This is a genomic window from Streptomyces sp. NPDC050806, assembly GCF_055586425.1.
On record NZ_JBVJIF010000003.1, the window covers coordinates 724,347 to 746,374 of the forward strand.

General features: G+C 72.3%; 16 protein-coding genes and 3 tRNA genes. 7 read left to right on the plus strand and 12 right to left on the minus strand.

All coding sequences use genetic code 11. From position 1 onward, the window contains the following. Nucleotides 1-152 precede the first annotated feature (152 nt). Nucleotides 153-4,778, plus strand: a complete 4,626-nt coding sequence (locus ACZ6WH_RS12545; protein ID WP_469727914.1) for a DUF6531 domain-containing protein — start codon at nucleotides 153-155, stop codon at nucleotides 4,776-4,778. A gap of 22 nt (nucleotides 4,779-4,800) precedes the next feature. Further along, nucleotides 4,801-5,544: a hypothetical protein gene (locus ACZ6WH_RS12550; protein ID WP_469727916.1), complete on the plus strand. Its 744-nt coding sequence runs from the start codon at nucleotides 4,801-4,803 to the stop codon at nucleotides 5,542-5,544. A gap of 649 nt (nucleotides 5,545-6,193) precedes the next feature. On the opposite strand, the gene ACZ6WH_RS12555 is transcribed toward ACZ6WH_RS12550, so the two are convergent. The 3 genes from ACZ6WH_RS12555 to ACZ6WH_RS12565 all read right to left on the minus strand — a co-directional run bounded on the left by ACZ6WH_RS12555 (nucleotide 6,194) and on the right by ACZ6WH_RS12565 (nucleotide 6,689). Continuing rightward, a tRNA-Ile gene (locus ACZ6WH_RS12555) sits at nucleotides 6,194-6,270 on the minus strand. Between the two features lie 268 nt (nucleotides 6,271-6,538). Further along, nucleotides 6,539-6,611: transfer RNA gene (locus ACZ6WH_RS12560), tRNA-Asn, on the minus strand. A 5-nt stretch (nucleotides 6,612-6,616) separates the two neighbouring features. Next, nucleotides 6,617-6,689 (minus strand) — tRNA-Asn (locus tag ACZ6WH_RS12565). A 215-nt stretch (nucleotides 6,690-6,904) separates the two neighbouring features. Between ACZ6WH_RS12565 and ACZ6WH_RS12570 the strand changes: the two genes are divergently transcribed. Then, nucleotides 6,905-7,204 (plus strand): YtxH domain-containing protein, encoded by a 300-nt coding sequence (locus ACZ6WH_RS12570; RefSeq protein ID WP_362207309.1) that lies wholly within the window; start codon nucleotides 6,905-6,907, stop codon nucleotides 7,202-7,204. A 114-nt stretch (nucleotides 7,205-7,318) separates the two neighbouring features. After that, nucleotides 7,319-8,764, plus strand: coding sequence for an FGGY family carbohydrate kinase (locus tag ACZ6WH_RS12575; protein ID WP_469727917.1), 1,446 nt, complete (start codon nucleotides 7,319-7,321; stop codon nucleotides 8,762-8,764). A 19-nt stretch (nucleotides 8,765-8,783) separates the two neighbouring features. Here the strand turns inward: ACZ6WH_RS12575 and ACZ6WH_RS12580 are convergent, their stop codons facing one another. From ACZ6WH_RS12580 to ACZ6WH_RS12605, 6 genes are all read right to left on the minus strand, one after another. Further along, nucleotides 8,784-9,998, minus strand: coding sequence for an RNA polymerase sigma factor (locus ACZ6WH_RS12580; protein ID WP_432853953.1), 1,215 nt, complete (start codon nucleotides 9,996-9,998; stop codon nucleotides 8,784-8,786). Nucleotides 9,999-10,153: 155 nt separating this feature from the next. Further along, nucleotides 10,154-12,064 (minus strand): DNA primase, encoded by a 1,911-nt coding sequence (dnaG, locus tag ACZ6WH_RS12585; RefSeq protein WP_469727919.1) that lies wholly within the window; start codon nucleotides 12,062-12,064, stop codon nucleotides 10,154-10,156. A 75-nt stretch (nucleotides 12,065-12,139) separates the two neighbouring features. Then, nucleotides 12,140-12,592, minus strand: a complete 453-nt coding sequence (locus ACZ6WH_RS12590) for a GNAT family N-acetyltransferase (protein WP_469727921.1) — start codon at nucleotides 12,590-12,592, stop codon at nucleotides 12,140-12,142. 9 nt (nucleotides 12,593-12,601) lie between these two features. Continuing rightward, nucleotides 12,602-13,867 carry an NAD(P)/FAD-dependent oxidoreductase gene (locus ACZ6WH_RS12595; RefSeq protein WP_469727922.1) on the minus strand — a complete coding sequence of 422 codons (1,266 nt, stop codon included), beginning with the start codon at nucleotides 13,865-13,867 and terminating at the stop codon, nucleotides 12,602-12,604. Between the two features lie 177 nt (nucleotides 13,868-14,044). After that, nucleotides 14,045-15,565, minus strand: coding sequence for a deoxyguanosinetriphosphate triphosphohydrolase (locus tag ACZ6WH_RS12600; RefSeq protein WP_469727923.1), 1,521 nt, complete (start codon nucleotides 15,563-15,565; stop codon nucleotides 14,045-14,047). After that, a complete protein-coding gene (locus ACZ6WH_RS12605; RefSeq protein WP_469727925.1) occupies nucleotides 15,562-16,386 on the minus strand; it encodes a sirohydrochlorin chelatase in 825 nt (274 codons plus the stop codon). The genes ACZ6WH_RS12600 and ACZ6WH_RS12605 overlap by 4 nt, the downstream gene beginning before the upstream one ends. Before the next feature lie 219 nt (nucleotides 16,387-16,605). On the opposite strand from ACZ6WH_RS12605, the gene ACZ6WH_RS12610 reads away from it, so the two are divergent. Continuing rightward, entirely contained in the window at nucleotides 16,606-18,687 is a 2,082-nt protein-coding gene (locus ACZ6WH_RS12610; protein WP_469727927.1) for a molybdopterin oxidoreductase family protein, read from the plus strand. Between the two features lie 11 nt (nucleotides 18,688-18,698). On the opposite strand, the gene ACZ6WH_RS12615 is transcribed toward ACZ6WH_RS12610, so the two are convergent. Then, on the minus strand, nucleotides 18,699-19,700 hold the full coding sequence (locus ACZ6WH_RS12615; protein ID WP_469727928.1) for an adenosine deaminase: 1,002 nt from the start codon (nucleotides 19,698-19,700) through the stop codon (nucleotides 18,699-18,701). 7 nt (nucleotides 19,701-19,707) lie between these two features. Further along, entirely contained in the window at nucleotides 19,708-20,223 is a 516-nt protein-coding gene (locus ACZ6WH_RS12620; protein ID WP_469727929.1) for a gamma-glutamylcyclotransferase family protein, read from the minus strand. Nucleotides 20,224-20,335: 112 nt separating this feature from the next. Between ACZ6WH_RS12620 and ACZ6WH_RS12625 the strand changes: the two genes are divergently transcribed. Beyond that, nucleotides 20,336-21,034: a SanA/YdcF family protein gene (locus ACZ6WH_RS12625; protein ID WP_469727931.1), complete on the plus strand. Its 699-nt coding sequence runs from the start codon at nucleotides 20,336-20,338 to the stop codon at nucleotides 21,032-21,034. A gap of 33 nt (nucleotides 21,035-21,067) precedes the next feature. Here the strand turns inward: ACZ6WH_RS12625 and cutA are convergent, their stop codons facing one another. Then, entirely contained in the window at nucleotides 21,068-21,364 is a 297-nt protein-coding gene (gene cutA, locus ACZ6WH_RS12630) for a divalent-cation tolerance protein CutA (RefSeq protein WP_469728022.1), read from the minus strand. 208 nt (nucleotides 21,365-21,572) lie between these two features. Between cutA and ACZ6WH_RS12635 the strand changes: the two genes are divergently transcribed. After that, complete coding sequence (locus ACZ6WH_RS12635; protein WP_432853976.1) at nucleotides 21,573-21,902, plus strand: cupin domain-containing protein; 330 nt, start codon at nucleotides 21,573-21,575, stop codon at nucleotides 21,900-21,902. The last annotated feature ends 126 nt before the right edge of the window (nucleotides 21,903-22,028 follow it).

Here is a 22,028-nt window from a genome sequence, read left to right on the forward strand (position 1 = left end):
GTCCCGCACCTCGCCGACCAGCCCGTTTCCACCCGTATCCGCTCGGATCCATGGGCCCGCCGAACCTCACTTCGCTCATGTGAGTGATGAGGGTTTAGGGTCGTCTGCAAGATCACGTTGACTGGAATCGAGTGCGTTACGGGGGAGTTGACGTGGGCCACCGGCCGACGGACTGGGACGTTCTGGACCTGGAGGGGGACCCGACCCCCGGCGATCCGGAGCGGGTGCGCAAACTCGCCCGCGAACTCCACGACTTCGCCGAGGACGTCGGCACCGCGCTGCGCCAGATCACCAACATGGCGTCCGAGGACGCGGTCCTGAAGTGGTCCGGCCGCTCCGCGAAGAAGTTCAAGGAGGAGTTCGACGGCGTCCCCGGCAACCTGCGGAAGCTGCGGACCTCCTACGACATGGCGGGCGATGCCATCGCCGCCTACTGGCCGAAACTCGAACGCGCCCAGTCCCTGGCCGACCGCGCCCTGAAGAAGGGCCGCGAGGCCCGCGCCGACCTCACCGCCGCCCAGGGCCGGCTGGACTCGGCCACCGACTGGGTCAAGACCGCCACCGCCAGGACCGACGCCTACGACAAGGCCAAGGGCCCCGAGGCCCCGGACGAGTCCAAGGTGCGTGCCGCCACCCGCAACGCCCAGCAGGCCTCCTCCGCCCGCGGCGACGCTCAGGGATCGGTCGACACCGCCCAGTCGGCCCTGGACGCCGCCAAGGCGATGGCCGCGGAGGCCAAGGAGCTGCGCGAGGACGCCGCCCGGGTCTGTCAGGACAAGCTGGAGGAAGCCTCCGACGCCGGCATCCAGAACCGCAGCTGGTGGGAGGAGATCGTCAAGTTCGTCACCGACAGCTGGGACGCGATCGTCTCCGTCTGCAAGGTCATCGTCGCCGTCGTCGGCATCATCGCGATGATCGTCGGTGGCCCGATCCTCGCCGCCATCGTGGTCGTCGCGGCAGTGGTCGTACTCGCCGACACGCTATCGAAATTCGCAAAGGGGAAAGCCAGCCTCTTCGACGTCGGCATGGCGGCCCTGGACTGCATCCCCGGCATGAAGGGCCTGACCACCGTCGCGGGAGCCGCGAAGGGCCTCAAGGGAGCGGCCAAGACCCTGCGCTCCGGCGAGCTGCGCAATGCCGTGCGCGCGGGCGGCAAGAACCTTCTCGGCAAGGCCAAGCCGGCCAAGGGCCGGTGCAAGAACGGCGACCCGATCGACATGGTCTCCGGCGAAATGCTCATGGAGCAGACCGACGTCGTACTGCCGGGTGTGCTGTCGCTCTTCCTGCAGCGCACGCATCTGTCCACCTACCGCTGGGGCCGCTGCTTCGGCGAGTCCTGGGCCTCCACGCTCGACCAGCGCCTGGAACTCGACGGTGAGGGCGCCGTCTTCGCCACCGAGGACGGGATGCTCCTGGCCTACCCCGTGCCCCGGCCCGGCCACCCCGTCATGCCCGCGGAAGGCCCGCGCTGGCCGCTGGAGTGGGACGGCACGGGCAATGGCGCGATCACCATCTCCGACCCGCGCACCGGCCTCACGCGCCGCTTCGCCCCGCCCGCGGCGAGTGCGGGACACTCCCCGGAGCACCTGGTTCTGCCCCTGCAGTCGGTCGCCGACAGGAACGGCAACGAGGTCACCTTCGAGTACGACGAGGCCGGCCTGCCGACCGCTGTACGGCACACCGGCGGCTACCACATCGCCGTCGACACCGCCGACGGCCGCGTCACCGGACTGCGCCTGCTCAGCACGGACGAAGACCCCGACGGCACCCGGATCCTGCGCTACGCGTACGACGACGACCGCAACCTCGCCGAGATCTACAACTCCTCCGGCCGGCCGTTCCGGCTCGCCTACGACGAGCACACGCGTATCACGTCCTGGACCGACCGCAACGGCTCCTGGTACCGCTTCACCTACGACGACGAGGACCGCTGCACAAGCGGCGAGGGCATCGACAACATCCTGAGCTGCACGCTCAGCTTCGACACCGACAACAACGTCACCCGGTACACGAACTCCCTCGGCCACACCACCACCTATCGCCACAACGAGCGGCTGCAGCTCGTCTCCAGCACCAACGCGCTCGGTGCTTCGCTGACCAATGAGTGGGACGACAACGACCGGCTGCTGTCCCAGACCGATGCCCTCGGCAACACGACCGGCTACACGTACGACGCTGCCGGCAACATCACGCGCATCACCCGCGCCGACGGCAGCACCGCAGAGGCCGCCTACAACGAACTCCACCGGCTCGTGCGCGCCGTCACCCCCGGCGGCCAGGTCTGGGAGCACGCCTACGACAACCGCGGCAACCTCACCGCCACCACCGACCCGTCGGGCACAGCGGTCCAGTACGCGTACGACTCCACCGGCGCCCTCGTCGCCGTGACCGACGCGGACGGCAGGACCAGCCGGGCACGGTGCGACGCCGCCGGTCTCCCGACGGAGTTCATCGACGTGCACGGGGCCGGCAGCCGGCTGATCCGCGACGCCTTCGGCCGCGCGGCCGAGTTCACCGACGCGCAAGGCCGGTCGACGGAGATGTCCTGGACCGTCGAGGGCAAGCTGTCGTGGCGTCGGCATCCGGACGGCCGCCTGGAGTCCTGGGACTGGGATGCCGAAGGCAACCTGACGGCGGAGACGGATCCGGCCGGGAACGTGCACCAGTACCTGGTAGGCCCCTTCGATCAGGTGGCGCAGCGCATCCAGCCGGACGGCACCGCGTATGCCTCCACCTACGACACCGAGCTGAATCTGCTGCGGGTGGCGGACCCCCACGGCCAGAGCTGGGAGTACACCTACGACGCCGCGAACCGGGTGATCTCGGAACGCGACTTCTCCGGCCGGGCTCTCACCTTCGAGGTGGACGCCATGGGCGGGCTGGTGTCCCGTACCAATGGTGCCGGTGAGTCCATCCGCTTCCGGCGGGACCGGCTCGGCCGCACGGTCGAGATGGCGTACGACGGGCAGACGGCGCACTTCGCGTACGACGACTTCGACAACATCGTCCGGGAGGACAACGAAGGAGTCACCGTCGAGCGCGAGTACAGCCCGCTCGGCCTTCTTCTTTCCGAGAGCGTCAACGGGCGTGTCACGCGCTACGGCTATGACACCCTCGGCCGCCGCACCAGCCGCGTGACGCCCACGGGGATCGAGTCCACCTGGTCGTACGACCCGGCCGGTCAGCCCCAGGCGCTGGAGACGGCCGGCCACCGCATCGCCTTCTCCTACGACGCGGCACACCGGGAGATCTCGCGCAGCCTCCCGGGCGACGTCACCCTGACCCATACCTGGGACGGGGCGGGCCGCCTCACTGAACAACAGGCCGGCCGCGGCGCCGGGGACGAAGCCACCCTGCTCCAGCACCGCACGTACTCCTACCGGGCCGACGGCATCCCCACCTCGGTGTCGGAGCTCGCCACCGGCACCCGCAGCTTCACGCTCGACCCGCTCGGCCGGGTGACGGACGTCGACGGCGGCAGGTGGACGGAGCGGTACACCTACGACGGCATCGGCAACATCACCCGGGCCCAGGCCCCGGGCATGGACGACGGCGACCAGGAACGCGTCCACTCCGGCACCCGGGTCCGGCGCAGTGGCCGGACCGTGTACGAGCGCGACGGTGAGGGCCGCATCGTCCGCACCGTCCGCAGGACGCTCAGCGGGCAGAAGCGGATCCGGTCGTACGCCTGGAACAGCCAGAACCAACTCGTCGGTACCGTCACGCCGGACGGCACTCAGTGGCGGTACGCGTACGATCCCGCCGGCCGCCGAATAGCGAAGCAGCGGCTCGACGAGCACGGCGGGGTCTGCGACGAAGTCCTCTTCGTCTGGGACGGAGACCGTCTCATCGAGCAGACCACGCGCGCAGGCCACACCACTTCGTGGGACTACTCGCCGGGAACCCACTTTCCGCTGGCGCAGCTCGACCACCACTCCAGTGGCAACGATCCCGAGCTCGACGCCGAATTCCACGCCATCGTCGCGGATATTTCGGGAACACCCTCGGAACTCATTTCCGCTACCGGCGAGGTGGCCTGGCAGCATCGCGCAACACTCTGGGGCGCCCCGCTGCCGGAGACATTGCAGGAGAACGTCTCAGCAGACGGAGTCGACTGCCCGCTTCGATTCCCCGGCCAGTACGCGGATGCGGAAACGGGCTGGCATTACAACTACCAGCGTCATTACGACCCCCGGACCGCGCAGTACACCTCGCCGGACCCACTCGGCCTGGCCCCCGGCGCGAACGATTCCGCCTATGTCGCCAATCCGTACAGCTGGATCGATCCCCTCGGGCTGGCCTGGCAGGATCCGAACAACGGCATGCGCTTCGGCCGGGATCCGAGCCTCCCCCCGGGCCCCCGCCAGTACACGCGCGAGAACCAGTACCCTGGCGGGTACCGTCAGTCCACTCACGATCACATGACCCGGCACTACACCGATGAAGGCCGCGCCCAGGGAAGGGCACCGCTGGATGCCAGTGGGAACCGTATCCCCCGGGATCAGCTGACTTGGTACAACGGCCGGGACGAGGTGATCTGGAATCCGCGAGCCAACAATTCGAGGCCATTCCACCGGACCGTCACCTACGAGCACCGAGACCCCGTGGTGGACCACTGGAACCAGAACGGCAGGTTCACCGACCGCGCCACCCGGAACAATTTCTACAACGACGTGAGTCACATGGAACCGATGCACTGGAGCGAAAATTCCAGCGGTGGCGCACGCATGAATACCACGTACATCCAGCAAGTCGGGAACGGATATTCGTGCAGCTGAGGCTGCCGAACACGGAGACACTATGGATATTCGAGAGACAGTTGGCAGCTTCCGCAATTCGACGCCCCTCCCCGGACTGGAGGACGCCTGGCACTGGTCTCCCGCTCCCGGCCTCGACTTCGCCGGAGCCCTCTCCTCCGACCTCAAGCGGCTGCTCCAGCTGAGCGCCCGCGACAGCTACGACGAGGGGCTGGCCACCGCGGTCCTGCGGTTCGCCCGGTCGCACGAAGAAGAGCTTTTCTCCGACAACCCCTACCTCGGCGCCACGGGCGGATTCACGCCCCCCGACGGCTATGCGTTCGATACCGTCGTGGCCCTGCGGCCCGAGGTGCACCGGCACTACAAGATCGACCAGCCGTCCCTCGCCCCGCTCGTCACCCTGGCCTTCCCGGCGTATTCGTGCGAGTTCTCCGGCAAGGAGGACCTAACGGAGGCGGAGACGCGTTACCGCATGGTGCGGTTGAACCACTTCGACCGGCAGCCGCAGCCGTTCCTCAAAATGCGCTTCATCAACACGAAGACGCGCGCCAGGAGCACGGGCACCGACCGTGGATTCGCAGAACCCGAGGTGCTGTTCCGAGAGCTGCGCGACATGGAGGGCGGCTACGAGAGCATCGTCGAGTTCGAGAACCGGCACGGCAGGGCCTGGCGCGTGATGTGGTACGACGGCTGGCACATCGCCGACTGGACCACACAATCCGGCGAGCCCCAGGAAATCGGCCTCGACGAACTCCTTGCGTTCAGCCAGGCGCGCTTGACCGAGTAGGGAGCGGGATGCGGCTGAACCTCAACCCGCCCACCGGTGCCGGCCCGTTGCGCTTCGGCATGCCGATCGCCGAGGCCACGGACGTTGCTTCCGCGTGGGATGACGTCAAGGTGGGTGAACCCGCCCCAGGAGGGGAGATCTCGCGCTGCTGTCCTCCCGCGAAACGAGCCGCGAGGTGCCACTCGGCCCGCACGACGATCTGCCCGTCCACGTCCACTACGCTCTCGCGGCGCCCAGTGGTTATTTCGACTGACGTGGCCGACGGCCGATCGCTTCAGCGGTGAGCGGCGAAACAGGCCGCAGCCGGAGAGCGGCCAGTGCCGTGAGTACGAGGACGGCGGCCTCCTGGGTCGTGGCGCGGGCGAACGCCGCGTCCGCGCCCCCGGTCGCCAGGACCAGCCCCACGGCCGTCAGCACGGCCGTCCAGGCCGCTGCCCGCGCCCGGGGCCGGGCCCGACTGGATCGCGGGGGCTGTCGGCTCCGCGACCGAGCATCCGGTTCGCTGGAACACGCCTGAGCGCTGCCGTGCGGGGCGGTTTCCTCGAACGCTCGCTCACCGCTCCTCGAACACCGCTCGCCGAGGGCGAAGGGTGCCCTCGGGCGGCGGCCGGCGCTCCGATCGTCCTCACAGGTCAGATCGATTTTGCTGTGGTGGGGCGGGTGGGACTCGAACCCACGGCCGACGGATTATGAGTCCGCTGCTCTAACCGGCTGAGCTACCGCCCCCGTCACGGCGCGCCGCGCACATTTGTGCGCGCCGTCTGCCGCAGCATAGCCGCTCATACGATCTGCTGCCCGTGCGGGTGGGTGTCGAGCGTGGAGCGGATCACTGCGTGCGATCGTGAAGACTGCGATCACCCACCGTTCGGTTCCACCCAGAGCATCACTCTTTGGAGTGGTCCGGGTGTTCGATTCCTGGCGGGGCCCACGACGGCCGCGCCGGACGCGGAACCGGACACGAAAAAGGACCCCTCGCGGGGTCCTCTTCCACCTGCTCCCCCGACTGGACTCGAACCAGTAACCCTCCGGTTAACAGCCGAATGCTCTGCCAATTGAGCTACAGGGGACTGCGCTCCCGCGACTGGACTCGAACCAGTAACCTGCCGGTTAACAGCCGGCTGCTCTGCCAATTGAGCTACGCGGGATTGCTCTCTGTGCCTCGAATGCACTCCGCTCCGGGCTCCCGGACGGCGTGCGCTCGCTGCGACACATACATTAGCGCAAGCAGGGGGGTGCTTCGCCAATCGGTATGGCCACGGGTGATCAGCGGGCCCGCGGGTAGACGGAGCACAGCCCGGCGACTCACCGCTTCGACGGCGGGTACCGGAGAGCGGGAACGACCAGACAGAAGGGTGGAGCGATGCGCTACCGGCTCACGTTCATCGCGGGACTGGCCATCGGATACGTGCTCGGCACGCGGGCCGGGCGGGAGCGGTACGAACAGCTGCGCAAGAGCGCCCAGAGGGTCGCGCAGAACCCCGCCGTCCGCAACACCGCCGAGTCCGCCGCGCAGACCGGCCGGGAGGCCGCGACCAAGGCGTACGACGCGGTGTCGGCCAAGGTCGGCGACAAGATGCCGAACTCCGTGACGGACCGGGTGCGTTCGCTGCGCGAGCAGCGTCCGGGCGCGGAGGACGACTGGGGTACCAGCAACACCTGACCCGCACCGCCGGAGGACACCCGGCCGGACCCGCCGGTCTCCCCGGGCCGCCGCCGCGCGGCCCGGGGAGACCGCTTTCCGTACCGGCCCCGCGATGCGGCATCATCAGGCCCCATGGGGATAGTCGCCGGGTTGGACAGCTCGTCCGAAAGCACACGCATCGTCGTCTGTGACACCGAGAGTGGTGCCGTCGTCAGGCAGGGGTACGCCCCGCATCCTGACGGGAAGGGACCCGATGTCGATCCGCAGACGTGGCTGATGTCACTCGGCGAGGCGGCCGCCGACGGGCTCCTGGAGGGAGTCCAGGCCATCGGCGTCTCGGCCCAGCAGCACGGTCTGCTGCCGCTGGACGGCGACGGCTCCCTCGTGCGCCCCGCCCTCATGGGCAACGACAAGCGGGCGCAGAGCGCGGCGGCCGACCTGATCGACGCGCTCGGCGGGCGCTCGGCATGGGCGCAGGACGTGGGCTCGGTGCCGCACGCCGCGCAGCCGGTGGCGAAGCTGCGCTGGCTGGCGCGGAACGAGCCCGAGAACGCCGCCCGCGTCGCCGAGATCATGCAGCCGCACGACTGGCTGGTCTGGCAGCTGCTGGGACGCCCCGCGCGGCGCACCACGGACCGCAGCGGCGCCTCGGGCACCGGCTTCTGGTCGGCGGCGAGCGGTACGTACCGCCCGGACCTGGTCGAGCTGGCGCTCGGGCACCAGGTGCGGCTCCCCGAGGTGCTCGGCCCGGCCGACGCGGCCGGGGTGACGCCCGAGGGCCTGCTGATCTCCGCCGGTACGGGCGAGACGATGTCGGCGGCCTTCGGGCTGGGCGTCGGCATCGGTGACGCGGTGGTGTCGCTGGGCGCCTCCGGCTCGGTCTTCGGCATCCACCACGAGGCGCTGGCGGACTCGACGGGCACGATCACGTCCTTCGCTGACGCGACGGGGATGCATCTGCCGGTCGTGCACATCACCAACGCCGTACGCGTGCTGCGCGGCATGGCGGACGCGCTCAGCACGGACCTGGAGGGGCTGTCGGACCTGGCGCTGAAGTCGACGCCCGGCGCCTACGGGATGGTGCTGCTGCCGTACCTGGAGGGCGAGCGCACCCCGTACCTGCCGCACACCGCGGGCTCGCTGCACGGGCTGCGCCGGGAGAGCATGAAGCCCGAGCACATGGCGCGGGCCGCCGTCGAAGGCATGCTGTGCGGGCTCGCGGACGCGCTGGACGTGCTGCGCGGCAGAGGCGTACAGGTACGGCGGGTGTTCCTGCTGGGCGCCGCCGCCGAGCTGGGCGTCGTCCAGGCCGCGGCCCCCGCGCTGCTGGGCGCGCAGGTCGTGGTGCCGCAGCCGGCGGACTACGCGGCGCTGGGCGCGGCCCGGCAGGCGGCGTGGGCGCTGGGTCTCGCGCACGGGACGCACACGGCGCAGGAGCCGCCGGCCTGGCCGGCCGCCGCCTGCCAGGTGTTCGAGCCGGGCGAGGAGCTGGCCGTGGGCCAGGCGGTGCGGCAGCAGTACGCGACGGTGCGGGACGAGACGTACCCGGGGGCCTTCGAGGCGGCCTCGGCGGACTGAGCCGCCGCGGGGCGCGGCGTCAGTCCAGGTAGCCGCGGAGCTGGTCGGCGAAGGCGTGGTCGCGGAGCTTGTTGAGGGTCTTGGACTCGATCTGGCGGATCCGTTCGCGGGTGACGCCGAAGATCCGGCCGATCTCCTCAAGGGTCCGCGGCCGGCCGTCGACCAGGCCGTAGCGGAGCTGGACGACCTTGCGCTCGCGTTCGCCGAGGGTCGAGAGCACCGCTTCCAGGTGCTCGCGCAGCAGGAGGAAGGCGGCGGACTCCACGGGGGAAGCGGCGTCGCCGTCCTCGATGAGGTCGCCGAGCGCGACGTCGTCCTCCTCGCCGACCGGGGCGTGCAGCGAGACCGGCTCCTGGGCCAGCCGCAGTACCTCGCTGACGCGCTCCTCGGGCAGTTCCAGGTGGGCGGCGACCTCCTGGGGCGTGGGTTCGTACCCGCGCTCCTGGAGCATGCGGCGCTGGACCCGTACGACCCGGTTGATCAGTTCGACGACGTGGACCGGGACGCGGATGGTGCGGGCCTGGTCGGCGAGGGCGCGGGACATCGCCTGCCGGATCCACCACGTCGCGTACGTGGAGAATTTGTAGCCGCGCGCGTAGTCGAACTTCTCGACCGCGCGGATCAGGCCGAGGTTCCCCTCCTGCACGAGGTCCAGCATGGTCAGGCCGCGGCCGACGTAGCGCTTGGCGACCGACACGACCAGGCGGAGATTGGCCTCGATCAGGCGGCGCTTGGCCATCCGGCCCAGCACCACCAGCTTGTCGAGGTCGACGGCGAGCTGGGAGTCGAGGTCGGGGGTGTTGCCGAGCTTCGCCTCGGCGAACAGGCCGGCCTCGACCCGGCGGGCCAGCTCGACCTCCTCGGCGGCCGTGAGCAGCGGGATCCGGCCGATCTCCCGGAGGTACTGGCGGAAGAGGTCGGAGGAGGGGCCGGCCGCGTCGGGCCTGGAGGGTGGCTCGGCCGGCGTCTCGGGTGCCGGGTCCGGCTCGTCGGCCAGCATCTCGGGGGCGGGCGGCTCGGCCTGCTGGGGCACGGTGGCGGCCGCTGCGGCCGGCGCGTCGGCGAGGCTCGGGGTCTGCACGGGGGCGACCTCCAGGGTGATCGCTGCTGAGGCGGCACAAAGGTCGGGTACGGCTGCGGCCGAGCCGCCGTCCGTCCCGTACATCAAGAGCGGGTTCGCGTCGGACTCCGGGTCGTTGCGTCCGGATCCGCCGCGCTCCGAGGACTCAGGCACCGTTTCTCAGTGTGGAGTACGACACACTCCCGCCACGAGGGGCGTGCGACGACTTTTTGCATTCAGTGGGTGACCGGGCGGTTACTCGGACGATCCGGGCCCGCCGCAGGGGCGTGCGGGACGCCGGAGGGCGTCGGAGGCGGCGGCGCGGGCCGTCAGAGCGCCGCGGCGCCGCGCTCCCGGAGGGACTGGGCGTACTGCTCCAGGACCCACAGCTCGTGCTGGAGGGCGGTGTAGGCGTCGTCGCCGGACCGGGGGTCGTGGCGCTGGAGCGCGCCGTGGATCTCGGCGCAGCGCTGCCGTACGGCGGCGAGCCGTACGGCGACGAGCTGCACGCCCGCGTACAGCTCGTCGGGGTCCCTACGGGTGTGCAGGGGCTCGACGGCCAGCTCCGTGACCATCGAGCGCACCGTGTCGTCGGGCGCGGCCTCCCGGACGCGGGTGAGGAAGCCGGCGTCCGCCGCTGCCGTGCCGCCGGCGTCCTCGATGCAGCGGCGCACGACGGCGTACGGCGGGGCGGTGAACTCGTCGACGCCGTACGCGTCGAAGGTCGGCGCGACCAGGTCGGGGCGCTGCAGGGCAAGCTTGAGCAGCTCCCGTTCGACGCGGTGCGCGGGGCTGCGGAGGTTCAGCGCGGGGCCGCGGGGGGCCGCGGGCGCCGCGGGCTGCGCCGGCTCGGCGCCGCGCCGCTGCGGCCTGCCCTGGTCACGCGCCTCCCGCGGGTCCCGGCCGCGCTCGCGGGCCCACCGGGCCAGCTGGGAGACGCGGCGGACCACGAACTGGGTGTCCAGGATGCCGAGCAGCCCGGCCAGCTGGACGGCGGTCTCGTGCTGGATCGAGCTGTTCTTGATGTTGGCGACGATGGGCGCGGCCTCGTCCAGCGCCGCGGCCCGGCCGACCGGGGTGGCGAGGTTGTGCCGGGCGACGAGCTGGCGCAGGGCGAACTCGAAGAGCGGGGTACGGGACTCGACCAGGTCGGCGACGGCCTCGTCGCCCCTGGCGAGCCGCAGGTCGCAGGGGTCCATGCCGCCGGGGGTGATCGCGATGGAGGTCTCGGCCGCGAACTTCTGGTCGTCCTCGAACGCCCGCAGCGCCGCCTTCTGGCCCGCCGCGTCGCCGTCGAAGGTGAAGACCACCTCGGAGCCGCTGTTGTCCATCAGGAGCCGGCGGAGGATCTTGATGTGGCCCTCGCCGAAGGACGTGCCGCAGGTGGCGATGGCGCTGCGGACGCCCGCGAGGTGGCAGGCCATGACGTCGGTGTAGCCCTCGACCACGACCGCGCGGTTCCCCTTGGCGATCTCCTTCTTGGCCAGGTCGATGCCGTACAGCACGTGGGACTTGCGGTAGATCGGCGTCTCGGGGGTGTTGAGGTACTTCGGGCCGTTGTCGTCGTCCCGGAGCTTGCGCGCGCCGAAGCCGACGACCTCGCCGGCGATGTCGCGGATGGGCCACATCAGTCGGCCGCGGAAGCGGTCGATGGGGCCGCGGCGGCCGTCCTGGGAGAGGCCGGAGAGGATCAGCTCCTTGTCGGTGAAGCCGCGGCCGCGCAGGAAGCGGGTGAGGTGGTCCCAGCCGGCCGGGCTGTAGCCGACGCCGAAATGCTGGGCCGCCGCCTGGTCGAAGCCGCGCTCGGCGAGGAATTTCCGGCCGATCTCGGCCTCGGGGCCGTCCAGCTGGTCGACGTAGAACTGCGCGGCGATCTTGTGGGCCTCGACCAGCCGGGTCCGCTCGCCCTGCTGCCGTCCCGGGGCGTACCCGCCCTCTTCGTACCGCAGGGTGATGCCTGCCTGGGAGGCCAGGCGCTCGATGGTCTCTGCGAAGGAGAGGTGGTCGACCTTCATGACGAAGTCGACGGTGTCGCCGCCCTCCTGGCAGCCGAAGCAGTGGTACAGCCCCTTGGCCGGGCTGACGTGGAACGAGGGGGACTTTTCGTCGTGGAAGGGGCAGAGCCCCTTCAGATTGCCGCCGCCGGCATTGCGGAGCTGGAGGTACTCGGACACGACGGCGTCGATCGGGACCGCGTCCCGCACCGCCCGCACGTCGTCATCGTTGATCCTGCCTGCCACGCGAGAATTCTACGGGGGACCACCGACAACTCCCGGGTCCGCTCCCCCGCCGGTCCCGTCCTGCCCCCTCGCTCCTCAGCCGGCAGCGGTGATCTTCAGGACGAAGCGGTGATGCGCGCCACTCGGAGCGATCTCGAACGTCTCGCCGTCCGTGGTGAAGCCCATCCGCTCGTAGAAGCCGCGCGCGACGACGCGCCCGTTGCACCACAGGTACGCCGCTCCGCGCCGCGCCGCCTCCTCGATGCCGGCGCGCAGCACGGCGGCCCCGAAGCCGCGCCCGCGGACCTCGGGCGCGCTGGCCATGCCGCGGAAGCGGTACGCGGGGACGTCCTCCTCGCCCGGCACGGGGTCGGGGAAGAAGGTCGCGCAGGCCGCCGCGGTGTCCCCGTCGTACGCGGCCATGTGGAAGACGCCGGGGTCGGAGTCCTCCGGGTACACGGCGGCGTCGGCGGGCAGCCCGGGGCGGAGGACCGACCGGCGGAGATCGAAGATCTCCGCCACCGGGGCGGGCGCGGTGCGGATCTGCATGCCCGCACGCTACGACAGGAACGTCTCCAGCGGCACCGTCGGATCGGCCAGCGCCTCCGCGTCCAGGGCGCGCCCGGAGCGGATCATGGCCTGGAGCGGCTCGGTGACGTCCCACACGTTGACGTTCATCGCGGCGAGCAGCCGGCCGCCGCCGTCCAGCCAGAAGGCGATGAACTCGCGCTTGCCGACGTCGCCGCGGAGCACGACCTGCTCGTAGGAGCCGGGCGGCGCGTATCCGGAGTACTCCAGGCCGACGTCGTACTGGTCGGAGAAGAAGTACGGGATGCGGTCGTAGGAGACCTCCTGGCCGAGCATGGCGCGGGCCGCTGCGGGGCCGCCGTTGAGCGCGTTGGCCCAGTGCTCGACGCGCAGCCGGGTGTCCAGGACCGGGTGGGCGGCCGCCGCCACGTCACCCGCCGCGAAGATGTGCGGGTCGGAGGTGCGCAGCGAGGCGTCCACGACGATGCCGCCGCCCTCGGCACGGTCCACGAGGGCCAGCCCAGCCTGCTCGGCGAGGGCGGTGCGGGGCGCGGCGCCGATGGCGGCGAGCACGTCGTGCGCCGGGTGCTCCTCGCCGTCGTCGGTCTGCGCTGCCAGCACGACGCCGCCCTGGCCGGTGATCTCGGTGAGCGTGGCGCCGAAGTGGAAGCGGACGCCGTGCTCGCGGTGCAGCTCGGTGAAGAGCCCGCCGATCTCGGGGCCGAGCACGCCGTGCAGCGGGGTCGGCGAGGGCTCGACGATGGTGACCTCGGCGCCGTAGGAGCGGGCGGCCGCGGCGACCTCCAGGCCGATCCAGCCGGCACCCGCGATGACGAGGTGGCCGTTGTCGCGGCCGAGGGAGGCCAGCACGCCGCGCAGCCGTTCGGCGTGCGCGAGGCGGCGCAGGTGGTGGACGCCGGCCAGGTCGGTGCCGGGGATGTCCAGGCGGCGCGGCTCGGCGCCGGTGGCCAGGAGCAGCTTGTCGTACGCGATGAGGGTGCCGTCACCGAGGCGTACCGTGCGGGCGACCGGGTCCAGGGCCACGGCGGGCTGGCCGAGGTGCAGCTCGATGTCGCTCTGCGCGTACCAGGCCGGCTCGTGCACGAAGACGCTGTCCCGCTCGGCCTTGCCGATCAGGAAGTCCTTGGAGAGCGGCGGCCGTTCGTACGGGTGGTCGCGCTCGTCACAGATGAGGATCACCCGGCCGCTGAACCCCTCCGACCGGAGGGTCTCGGCCGCCTTCGCCCCGGCCAGGCCACCGCCGACGATGACGAACGTCTGGTGTGCGTCGACCACTTGCTTCCTCCTCGCTGCGGCGCAGTGCGTCTGCGCCTTGAACGCCCCCCGTTCGGCCCCCGTTGACACCCCGTTCGAAAAAGCCATACCCCCGTTCGGGCTCTCAGCACCGCCGGGCTTCGAGCGTCCCGCACAGAGCGTGATGGGGGAAGAGGGCAGGCCCTTGATGCGTCACCCTTAGTTGTCACGCGCGGGCGGACGATCCGCCGGTGCGTGGCCCCTGGGGCGGGTGAGGCGGGCGTGCAGGGTGCGCGCCGAAGCGTCCGTGAGAGCCGCGATCTGGTCGATCACGGCCCGCATCCGGGCGGTGTCGTCCCCGGCCGCGTCGAACAGCGACCGGAACTGCGGGTCGAGGCCGTCCGGCGCACGGGTGAGAAGCGCCTCGGCCAGCTCGGCGATGATCACCCGCTGTTCGGCGCGCAGCGCCTCCTGGTCGGGGCGCTGCATCACATAGCGGTCGGCGACCGCCTTCAGCACGGCGCACTCCAGGCGGGCCTCTTCGGGGACGACCAGCTGGGCCCGGTAGCGCGTGAGCCGCCCGTCTCCGTACTCGTCACGGGTGGCGGTCTCGGCGGCCAGGCAGAACCGGCCGATCAGCTGGCTGGTGGCGTCCTTCAGGCGGGCCTGGGCGACCGCGGAGCCGTCGTAGCCGTGCGGCCACCACTCCTGGTCCAGCAGCCGGTCCAGGGCGGCGCCCAGCTCCGCGTCGCCGGCGCCGGGCGCGTACCGGTCGGCGGCCACCGCGAAGATCTCGGCGCGCTCGGGGTCCGCGTACAGGACGGCCGGATCCAGGTGCCCGGCGTGCAGCCCGTCCTCCACGTCGTGCACCGAGTAGGCCACGTCGTCCGACCAGTCCATGACCTGCGCCTCGAAACTGCGCGCGCCTTCGGGGGCGCCCTGCCGCAGCCACCTGAAGACGGGCAGGTCGTCGGCGTACACCCCGAACTTCGTCGAGCGCGGGTCCTCGGGGTGGCCGCCGCGCCGCCAGGGGTACTTGGTCGCCGCGTCCAGGGCGGCGCGGGTGAGATTGAGCCCGACGCTGACGACGCGGCCGTCGTCGGCGGTGACGAACCGTTTCGGTTCGAGCCGGGCGAGGAGCCTGAGGGACTGCGCGTTGCCCTCGAAGCCCCCGCACGCCTCGGCCACTTCGTTCAGGGCCTGCTCACCGTTGTGCCCGAAGGGCGGGTGGCCCAGGTCGTGCGCCAGGCACGCGGTCTCCACCAGGTCCGGGTCACAGCCGAGCGCGGCCCCCAGCTCCCGCCCCACCTGCGCGCACTCCAGGGAGTGCGTGAGCCGGGTCCGTGGCGTGGCGTCCCAGGCGTGCGGCCGGTCCGCACCGGACGCGGCGTCCCCCGGAGTGACGACCTGGGTCTTGCCGGCCAGCCGGCGCAGCGCGGCGGAGTGCAGCACGCGCGCGCGGTCCCGCTGGAAGGCCGTGCGGCCCGGCCGCTTGTCCGGCTCGGGCACCCAGCGCTCGGCGTCGGCGGGCGTGTAGCCGGTGTACGCGGGCAGCACCGGCGCCGCCGGATCCGTGGGACTCGGCGGCGCGTCGGGGTGCGCGTCGTACGGGGGACGCGGCGCACCGGGGCGCGCGTCGGGGTGCGGCGCCCGGTCGGGGCGCGCTGCGGCGTGCGGCACCGGACCGGCGCCGTCCTCGTGCGGCGGACGGCCGGTGGGCTGAAAGGGCGTACCCGTCATACCGCGACGGTAGCCGCACCGGCCCCCTCTCGGTCGGAACCGGTACGCGAGCGGAGCGCCTGGTCGTAACGGTGCAGGACGAGACGGGCGAGGGCCGGGTGGTCGCCGAGGGGCGCCGCAGCGGCCTCCAGCGCGGCGGCGGAGGCGGTGGCGAAGCGGCCGGGCGCGGTGAAGTACGAAGCCAGGACGGGCCGCAGTCCACGGGTGCGCAGGCCGGCGGCGGCCTCCTCGACGGTGGCCCCGGCGCCCGCCGCGTAACCGGGTACGACGGGTGCGCCGCCCAGCCGGGCGGACAGCAGGCGGGCGGTGTGGGCGGTGTCCGCGGCGGAGTCCGGGTCGCGGGAGCCGGCCGCCGCCAGGACTATCCCCGTGCCCGGCGCCTCGGGCCGGGTGCCGGCCTCCGTGAGCCGCTCGTGCAGCGCCTCGGCGAGCAGCGAGTGCGGGCCGAGCGCCCCGGCGACGCGGGTCCGGAGGTGGGGCGCCGCGGCGGCCGTCGCGGGTATGTCGTACTTGAGGTGGTAGCCGCGGCCCAGCAGGAGCGGGACGAGCACGGCGTCGCCGTCCAGGCCGGCCAGCACGTCGGGCAGCAACGGCGCGTTCAGTTCGATGTGGCCGAGACGCACCGGCAGTCCGGGGCGGTGCTCCCGTATCCGGTCCAGCAGGGCGGTGACGGTCTCCAGGGCGCGGGGGTCACGGCTGCCGTGTGCGACCGCGACGAGTGTCGGCGTCCCGGCGGCGCCGCTGCCGCCGGGCAGGGTGCGGCGGCTGTGGAGTCTGACCCGGCTGAGCTGCGTGCTGAGCTGTGCGGTGATCTCTGTCATGAGCTGCGCCGTACTGTCGAAGGGAACCGAAGCGGGAAGGTGCGCTTGCGACGCCGTCATGAAGGAACCCTGGCAGCGGAGAGTTGCCGGGGCGTTGCGCAGGGGTGACGAGTCGTTTCTCCGCCCTCACGCGGCCGGCCGCTCACCGGGGAGGGCACCGTGCCGGGCGCGTAACACCGTGGCGCGGCTCCGGAAACGCGCGCGGTGCACGGTAACCGCATGAAAGCCGACGTCACGACCGGCACGGTCGACACGCACTGCCCGTACTGCTCCCTGCAGTGCGGGATGTCGCTGCGCCCCGGGGAGGGCGGGGTCCGGGTGGTCGAGCGCCCGGCGTTCCCCGTGAACCGCGGCGCGCTGTGCGGCAAGGGCCGTACCGCGGCGGAGGTGCTGGACCACCGGGTGCGGCTGACCGAGCCGCTGGTCAGGGACGGCGCGGAGCTGCGCCCCGCCACCTGGGACGAGGCGCTGGACCGCGTGGCGGCGGGGCTGGGCCGGACCCGCGAGGCCCACGGGAACGACGCGGTCGGTGTCTTCGGGGGCGGCGGGCTGACCAACGAGAAGGCGTACGCGCTGGGCAAGTTCGCGCGGGTGGCGCTCGGCACCTCGCAGATCGACTACAACGGCCGGTTCTGCATGTCCTCGGCCGCCGCCGCGCACGGACGCGCTTTCGGGCTGGACCGCGGCATGCCGTTCCCGCTGGCGGACGTGGCGCGCACCGGGTGCGTGATCCTGGTGGGCTCCAACCTCGCCGAGACCATGCCGCCCGCGCTGCGCTACCTCACCGAACTCCGGGAGAACGGCGGGAAGCTGATCGTCGTCGACCCGCGCCGCACGAAGACCGCCGAGGCCGCCGACCTGCACCTCGCGCCGCGCCCCGGCACGGACCTCGCGCTGGCCCTCGGGCTGCTCCACCTCGTCGTCGCGCAGGGCCGTACGGACGAGGAGTTCATCGCGGCCCGCACCACCGGCTGGCCCGAGGCGCGGGCCGCCGCGATGGCGCACTGGCCGGAGCTGGTGGAGCGGATCACCGGAGTGCCGGTGCCGCAACTCCGTACGGCCGTCTCGATGTTCTGCGACGCCGCGTCCTCGATGGTGCTCACCGCGCGCGGCCCCGAACAGCAGGCGAAGGGCACCGACACGGTGGGCGCGTGGATCAACCTGTGCCTGGCCACGGGGCGGGCCGGCCGGGAACTGTCCGGGTACGGCTGCCTGACCGGCCAGGGGAACGGCCAGGGCGGCCGCGAGCACGGCCAGAAGGCCGACCAGCTGCCCGGCTACCGCAAGCTCGACGATCCGGCGGCCAGGGAGCACGTCGCGGCCGTCTGGGGCGTCCCGGCGGACAGCCTGCCGGGTCCGGGGCGCAGCGCGTACGAGCTGCTGGACGCGCTCGGCACGGACGTCCGCGCGCTGCTCCTGATGGGGTCCAACCCGGTCGTCTCCGCGCCGCGCGCCGCGCACGTCGAGGAGCGCATCCGTGCGCTGGACTTCCTGGCCGTCGCGGACGTCGTCCTCTCCGAGACGGCCGCGCTCGCCGACGTCGTCCTGCCGGTGACGCAGTGGGCCGAGGAGACCGGCACCACGACGAACCTGGAGGGCCGCGTGCTGCTGCGCCGCCGGGCCGTGGACCCGCCGCCCGGCGTCCGCACGGACCTGGCGGTGCTGGGCGGGCTGGCGGCGCGCCTGGGCCACGAGAAGGGCTTCCCCGCCGACCCCGAGGAGGTCTTCGCCGAACTCCGCCGGGCCTCGGCCGGCGGCCCGGCGGACTACTCCGGGATCAGCTACCGGCGCATCGCGGCCGAGGACGGCGTCTTCTGGCCGTGCCCCGACGAGGCGCACCCCGGCACCCCGCGGCTCTTCCTCGACCGGTTCGCCACCCCGGACGGCCGGGCGCGCTTCGTGCCGGTCTCGCACCGCGCCGCCGCGGAGGAGGCCGACGCGGAGTACCCGGTGCTGCTGACGACCGGCCGGGTGCTGGCGCAGTACCAGTCGGGCGCGCAGACCCGGCGGGTCGCCGAGCTGAACGCGGCGGCCCCCGGCCCCTTCGTGCAGCTCCACCCGCGCCTGGCGGAGCGGTACGGCATCGCCGAGGGCGACCGGGTCGCGGTGGAGTCGCGGCGCGGGCGGGCCGTGGCACCGGCCCGCCTCAGCACCGGCATCCGTACCGACACGGTCTTCATGCCGTTCCACTGGCCGGGCGAGGGCCGCGCCAACACCCTCACCAACCCCGCCCTCGACCCCACCTCCCGGATGCCGGAGTTCAAGGTCTGCGCGGTCCGGCTGACCCCGCTGGGCCCGTAGCGGGCGCGGGTTCAGGCGCTGCGGTGGGCGTCGACCTCCTTCAGGTACGCCGTGCGCGTCTCCTCGTCCAGGAAGGACGCCTGGAAGGAGTTCCGGGCCAGCAGGCGCAGGGTGCCCTCGTCGAGGCCCAGCGCCTCTCCCACGGCGGTGAAGTTGTCGTGCGCGTAGCCGCCGAAGTAGGCCGGGTCGTCGGAGTTGACAGTCACCAGCAGGCCGGCGTCCAGCATGGCCGGCAGCGGGTGCTCGGCCAGGTCGTCGATGACCCGCAGCCGGACGTTGGAGAGCGGGCAGACCGTGAGCGGCACCTGCTCGGCGGCCAGCCGCGCCACCAGCTCCGGGTCCTCCAGGGACCGCACGCCGTGGTCTACGCGGTCCACGCCGAGCACGTCCAGCGCCTCCCACACGTACGCGGGCGGGCCCTCCTCACCGGCGTGCGCCACGCACTTGAGCCCGGCCTCCCGCGCGAGCGCGTACACCTCGCGGAACTTCGACGGCGGGTTGCCGACCTCGGCGGAGTCCAGGCCGACGGCGGTGATCCGGTCCAGGTACGGGCGGGCCGCCTCGAACGTCTCCAGGGCCGACTCCGCGCTCTCGTCCCGCAGGAAGCACATGATGAGGCGGGTGGTGATGCCGTAGGTCTCCTGAGCGGCGTCCAGGGCGCGGCCCAGGCCCTCGATGACGGTGCCGATCGGCACGCCGCGCGCGGTGTGGGCCTGCGGGTCGAAGAAAATCTCCGCGTGCCGCACGCCCTGCTCCTTCGCCCGCGCGAGGTAGGCGTGCGCCAGGTCGGCGAAGTCCTCCTCGGTGCGCAGCACGGCCATCAGCGCGTAGTACAGGTTCAGGAAGGACTGCAGGTCGCTGAAGGAGTAGGCGCGGCGCAGCTCCTCCTCGGAGGCGTACGGCAGCTCGATGCCGTTGCGCGCGGCGAGCGCGAACGCCAGCTCGGGCTCCAGCGTGCCCTCGATGTGCAGGTGCAGCTCGGCCTTGGGGACCGGGGGGTGGGGGGTGTTCATGGTCGGCTCAGGCACCTTCCTGTGCGGCGGCGAAGGCGCGGCCTTCGTTGGCGGCGACGCCGGGGCCCACGGGGCCGGCGGCACGTCGGCCGGTGGCGAGCCAGTCGCCACCGGGGATCGGGGTGCCGGCGGCGCGGAGGCGGCCGGCCAGGGGTTCGGCGGCTAGGTAGACCCAGGCGCCGACCGTGGTGCCGTCCGGGAGGACGGCGTCGCAGGCGACCCGGTCGTAGTCGTTGTCCGGCGCGCCGGGCGTGTAGCCCTCCAGCCGGTCCAGGACCGCCAGGACCTCTTCGTACGCCGCCTCGTGGGGCGTGACGACATGGCCGTGCACCACCGCCCCGTCGGGTCCCTGGACGGCGTACGGATAGCCGGGCCCGTCGTACAGCAGCGCCCCGTGGACCGTCGCCGGCTGCTCGGCGGCGGTACGGCCGCGCAGGGCCCAGGCGTGATTGGCCTCCCCCGGTCGCAGCGTTCCGTAGACGAAGAAGGGCAGCCGCTCGTGCTCGGCGGGCCGGTCGTTCATGGGTCGGTTCTCCTCTTTGTGCGTTCTTCCCGCTTGCAACCATGCCAGGCCGCGGCGCGTCGCTGTCCGGTAGGTCGGACAACTGTCCGGAGAGCGACGGAACGGGGGCGTCATGGGAGTGCGGGCGAACGGCCTGGTGCGGCGAGTGGCGGGGTGGCTGCGCCCGCCACGTACGCCCCGTGGACGGCGGCGCGCAACGCAAACTGCCATGGCCCTCTGCGTACTCGCGCTGCTGCCCGCGACGTGGCTGCGGCTGACGACCGGTGACCGGGTGCGGACCGTGGCCGACGTACCGGCGGCGCCGGTGGCGGTCGTCTTCGGCGCGGGTCTGTGGGACGGCGAGCCGTCCCCATACCTCGCGCACCGGCTGGACACGGCGGCCACGCTGTACGACGCGGGCCGGGTTCGGGCGATCCTGGTGACCGGCGACAACAGCACCCACGACTACGACGAGCCGGACGCCATGCGCCGGTACCTGACCGCGCGCGGGGTGCCGCCACGCAAGATCGTCAGCGACTACGCGGGTTTCGGCACCTGGGACTCGTGCAGCCGCGCCCGCCGCGTCTTCGGGGTCGACCGGGCGGTCCTAGTCAGCCAGGGGTTCCACGTCCGGCGGGCGCTGGCGCTCTGCGGGGCGGCCGGGATCGACGTGTACGGCGTCGGTGCCACCGACCCGCACGACGTGACCTGGTACTACGGCGCCACCCGGGAGATCCTCGCGGCCGGCAAGGCGGCCGCCGACGCGGCGCTGCGCCCCGACCCGCACTTCCTCGGCCCGCGGGAGGACGGGGTGGCGCGGGCCCTGCGCTGAGCCCCCGCGGGCCCTGCGCGGAGACCGGTGCCGCTAGCGGGTCTCCTCCTGGATCCAGGCCAGGTAGTCCGCGGCGCCGTGGACGACCGGTGTCGCGATGATCTCCGGGGTGTCGTAGTCGTGCGCCCCGCGGAGGTACTCCTCCAGCTCCTGGTACCGGTGGCCGGTCGTCTTGAGGAGCACCTGCCACTCCTGGCTGGTCTCGATGGCGTTCGCCCAGCGGTACACCGAGGTGACCGGCGCGCTGACCTGGGCGCATGCCGCGAGGCGCGCCTCGATCGCGCCGCGGGCCAGCGCCTCGGCCTTCTCCGCGGCGTCGGTCGTCGTCATCACGGTCAGGAACGCGGGCGGTGCGGTCTCGACGGGCTGATCGGTCACGAGTACGGGTCCTTTTAGGTCGGGGGCGGGCGGGTACCTGATCCTTCCCCTCCACGGGTACCACGGCGCGCCGATGACTTGCGGCGCCCCGGGCACCCGCGAGGATGGGGGCAGGACCATGCCACCGGAACGCCGGCACTCCGCGACCGAAGGGCCCCTCATGGACGACCTCACCGCCCTCGCCCGCCAGCAGCTCGACGACGCCAAGGCCGACCCGCACGGCCGCAGCGCCCGGCTCTTCCTGCACGACGGGCCGCTGCGCCAGACCGTGATCGCGCTGATCGGCGGCGCCTCGCTGGACGAGCACGTCTCGCCGCCCGCGGGCAGCATGCAGATCCTGCACGGGCATGTGCAGATCACCACGGGCAACGCCAAGCAGGACATGATCGCGGGGCAGGTCGCGCAGATCCCCCGCGAGAAGCACGGCGTGACGGCCGTCGAGAACTCCGCCCTGCTGCTGACCTCGGTGACCCGCGTCGACGGCATGTGAGCACCGCGGGCGGCACAACCTTTGTCCCGTTCCGGCGGTCTGACAGGCGAGAGTTCCGATACGTACCGCAGTTCCGCTAGGTACTGCGGCTTCTGTTACGTACCGCCACGGGGGAAAGGTCTCGTC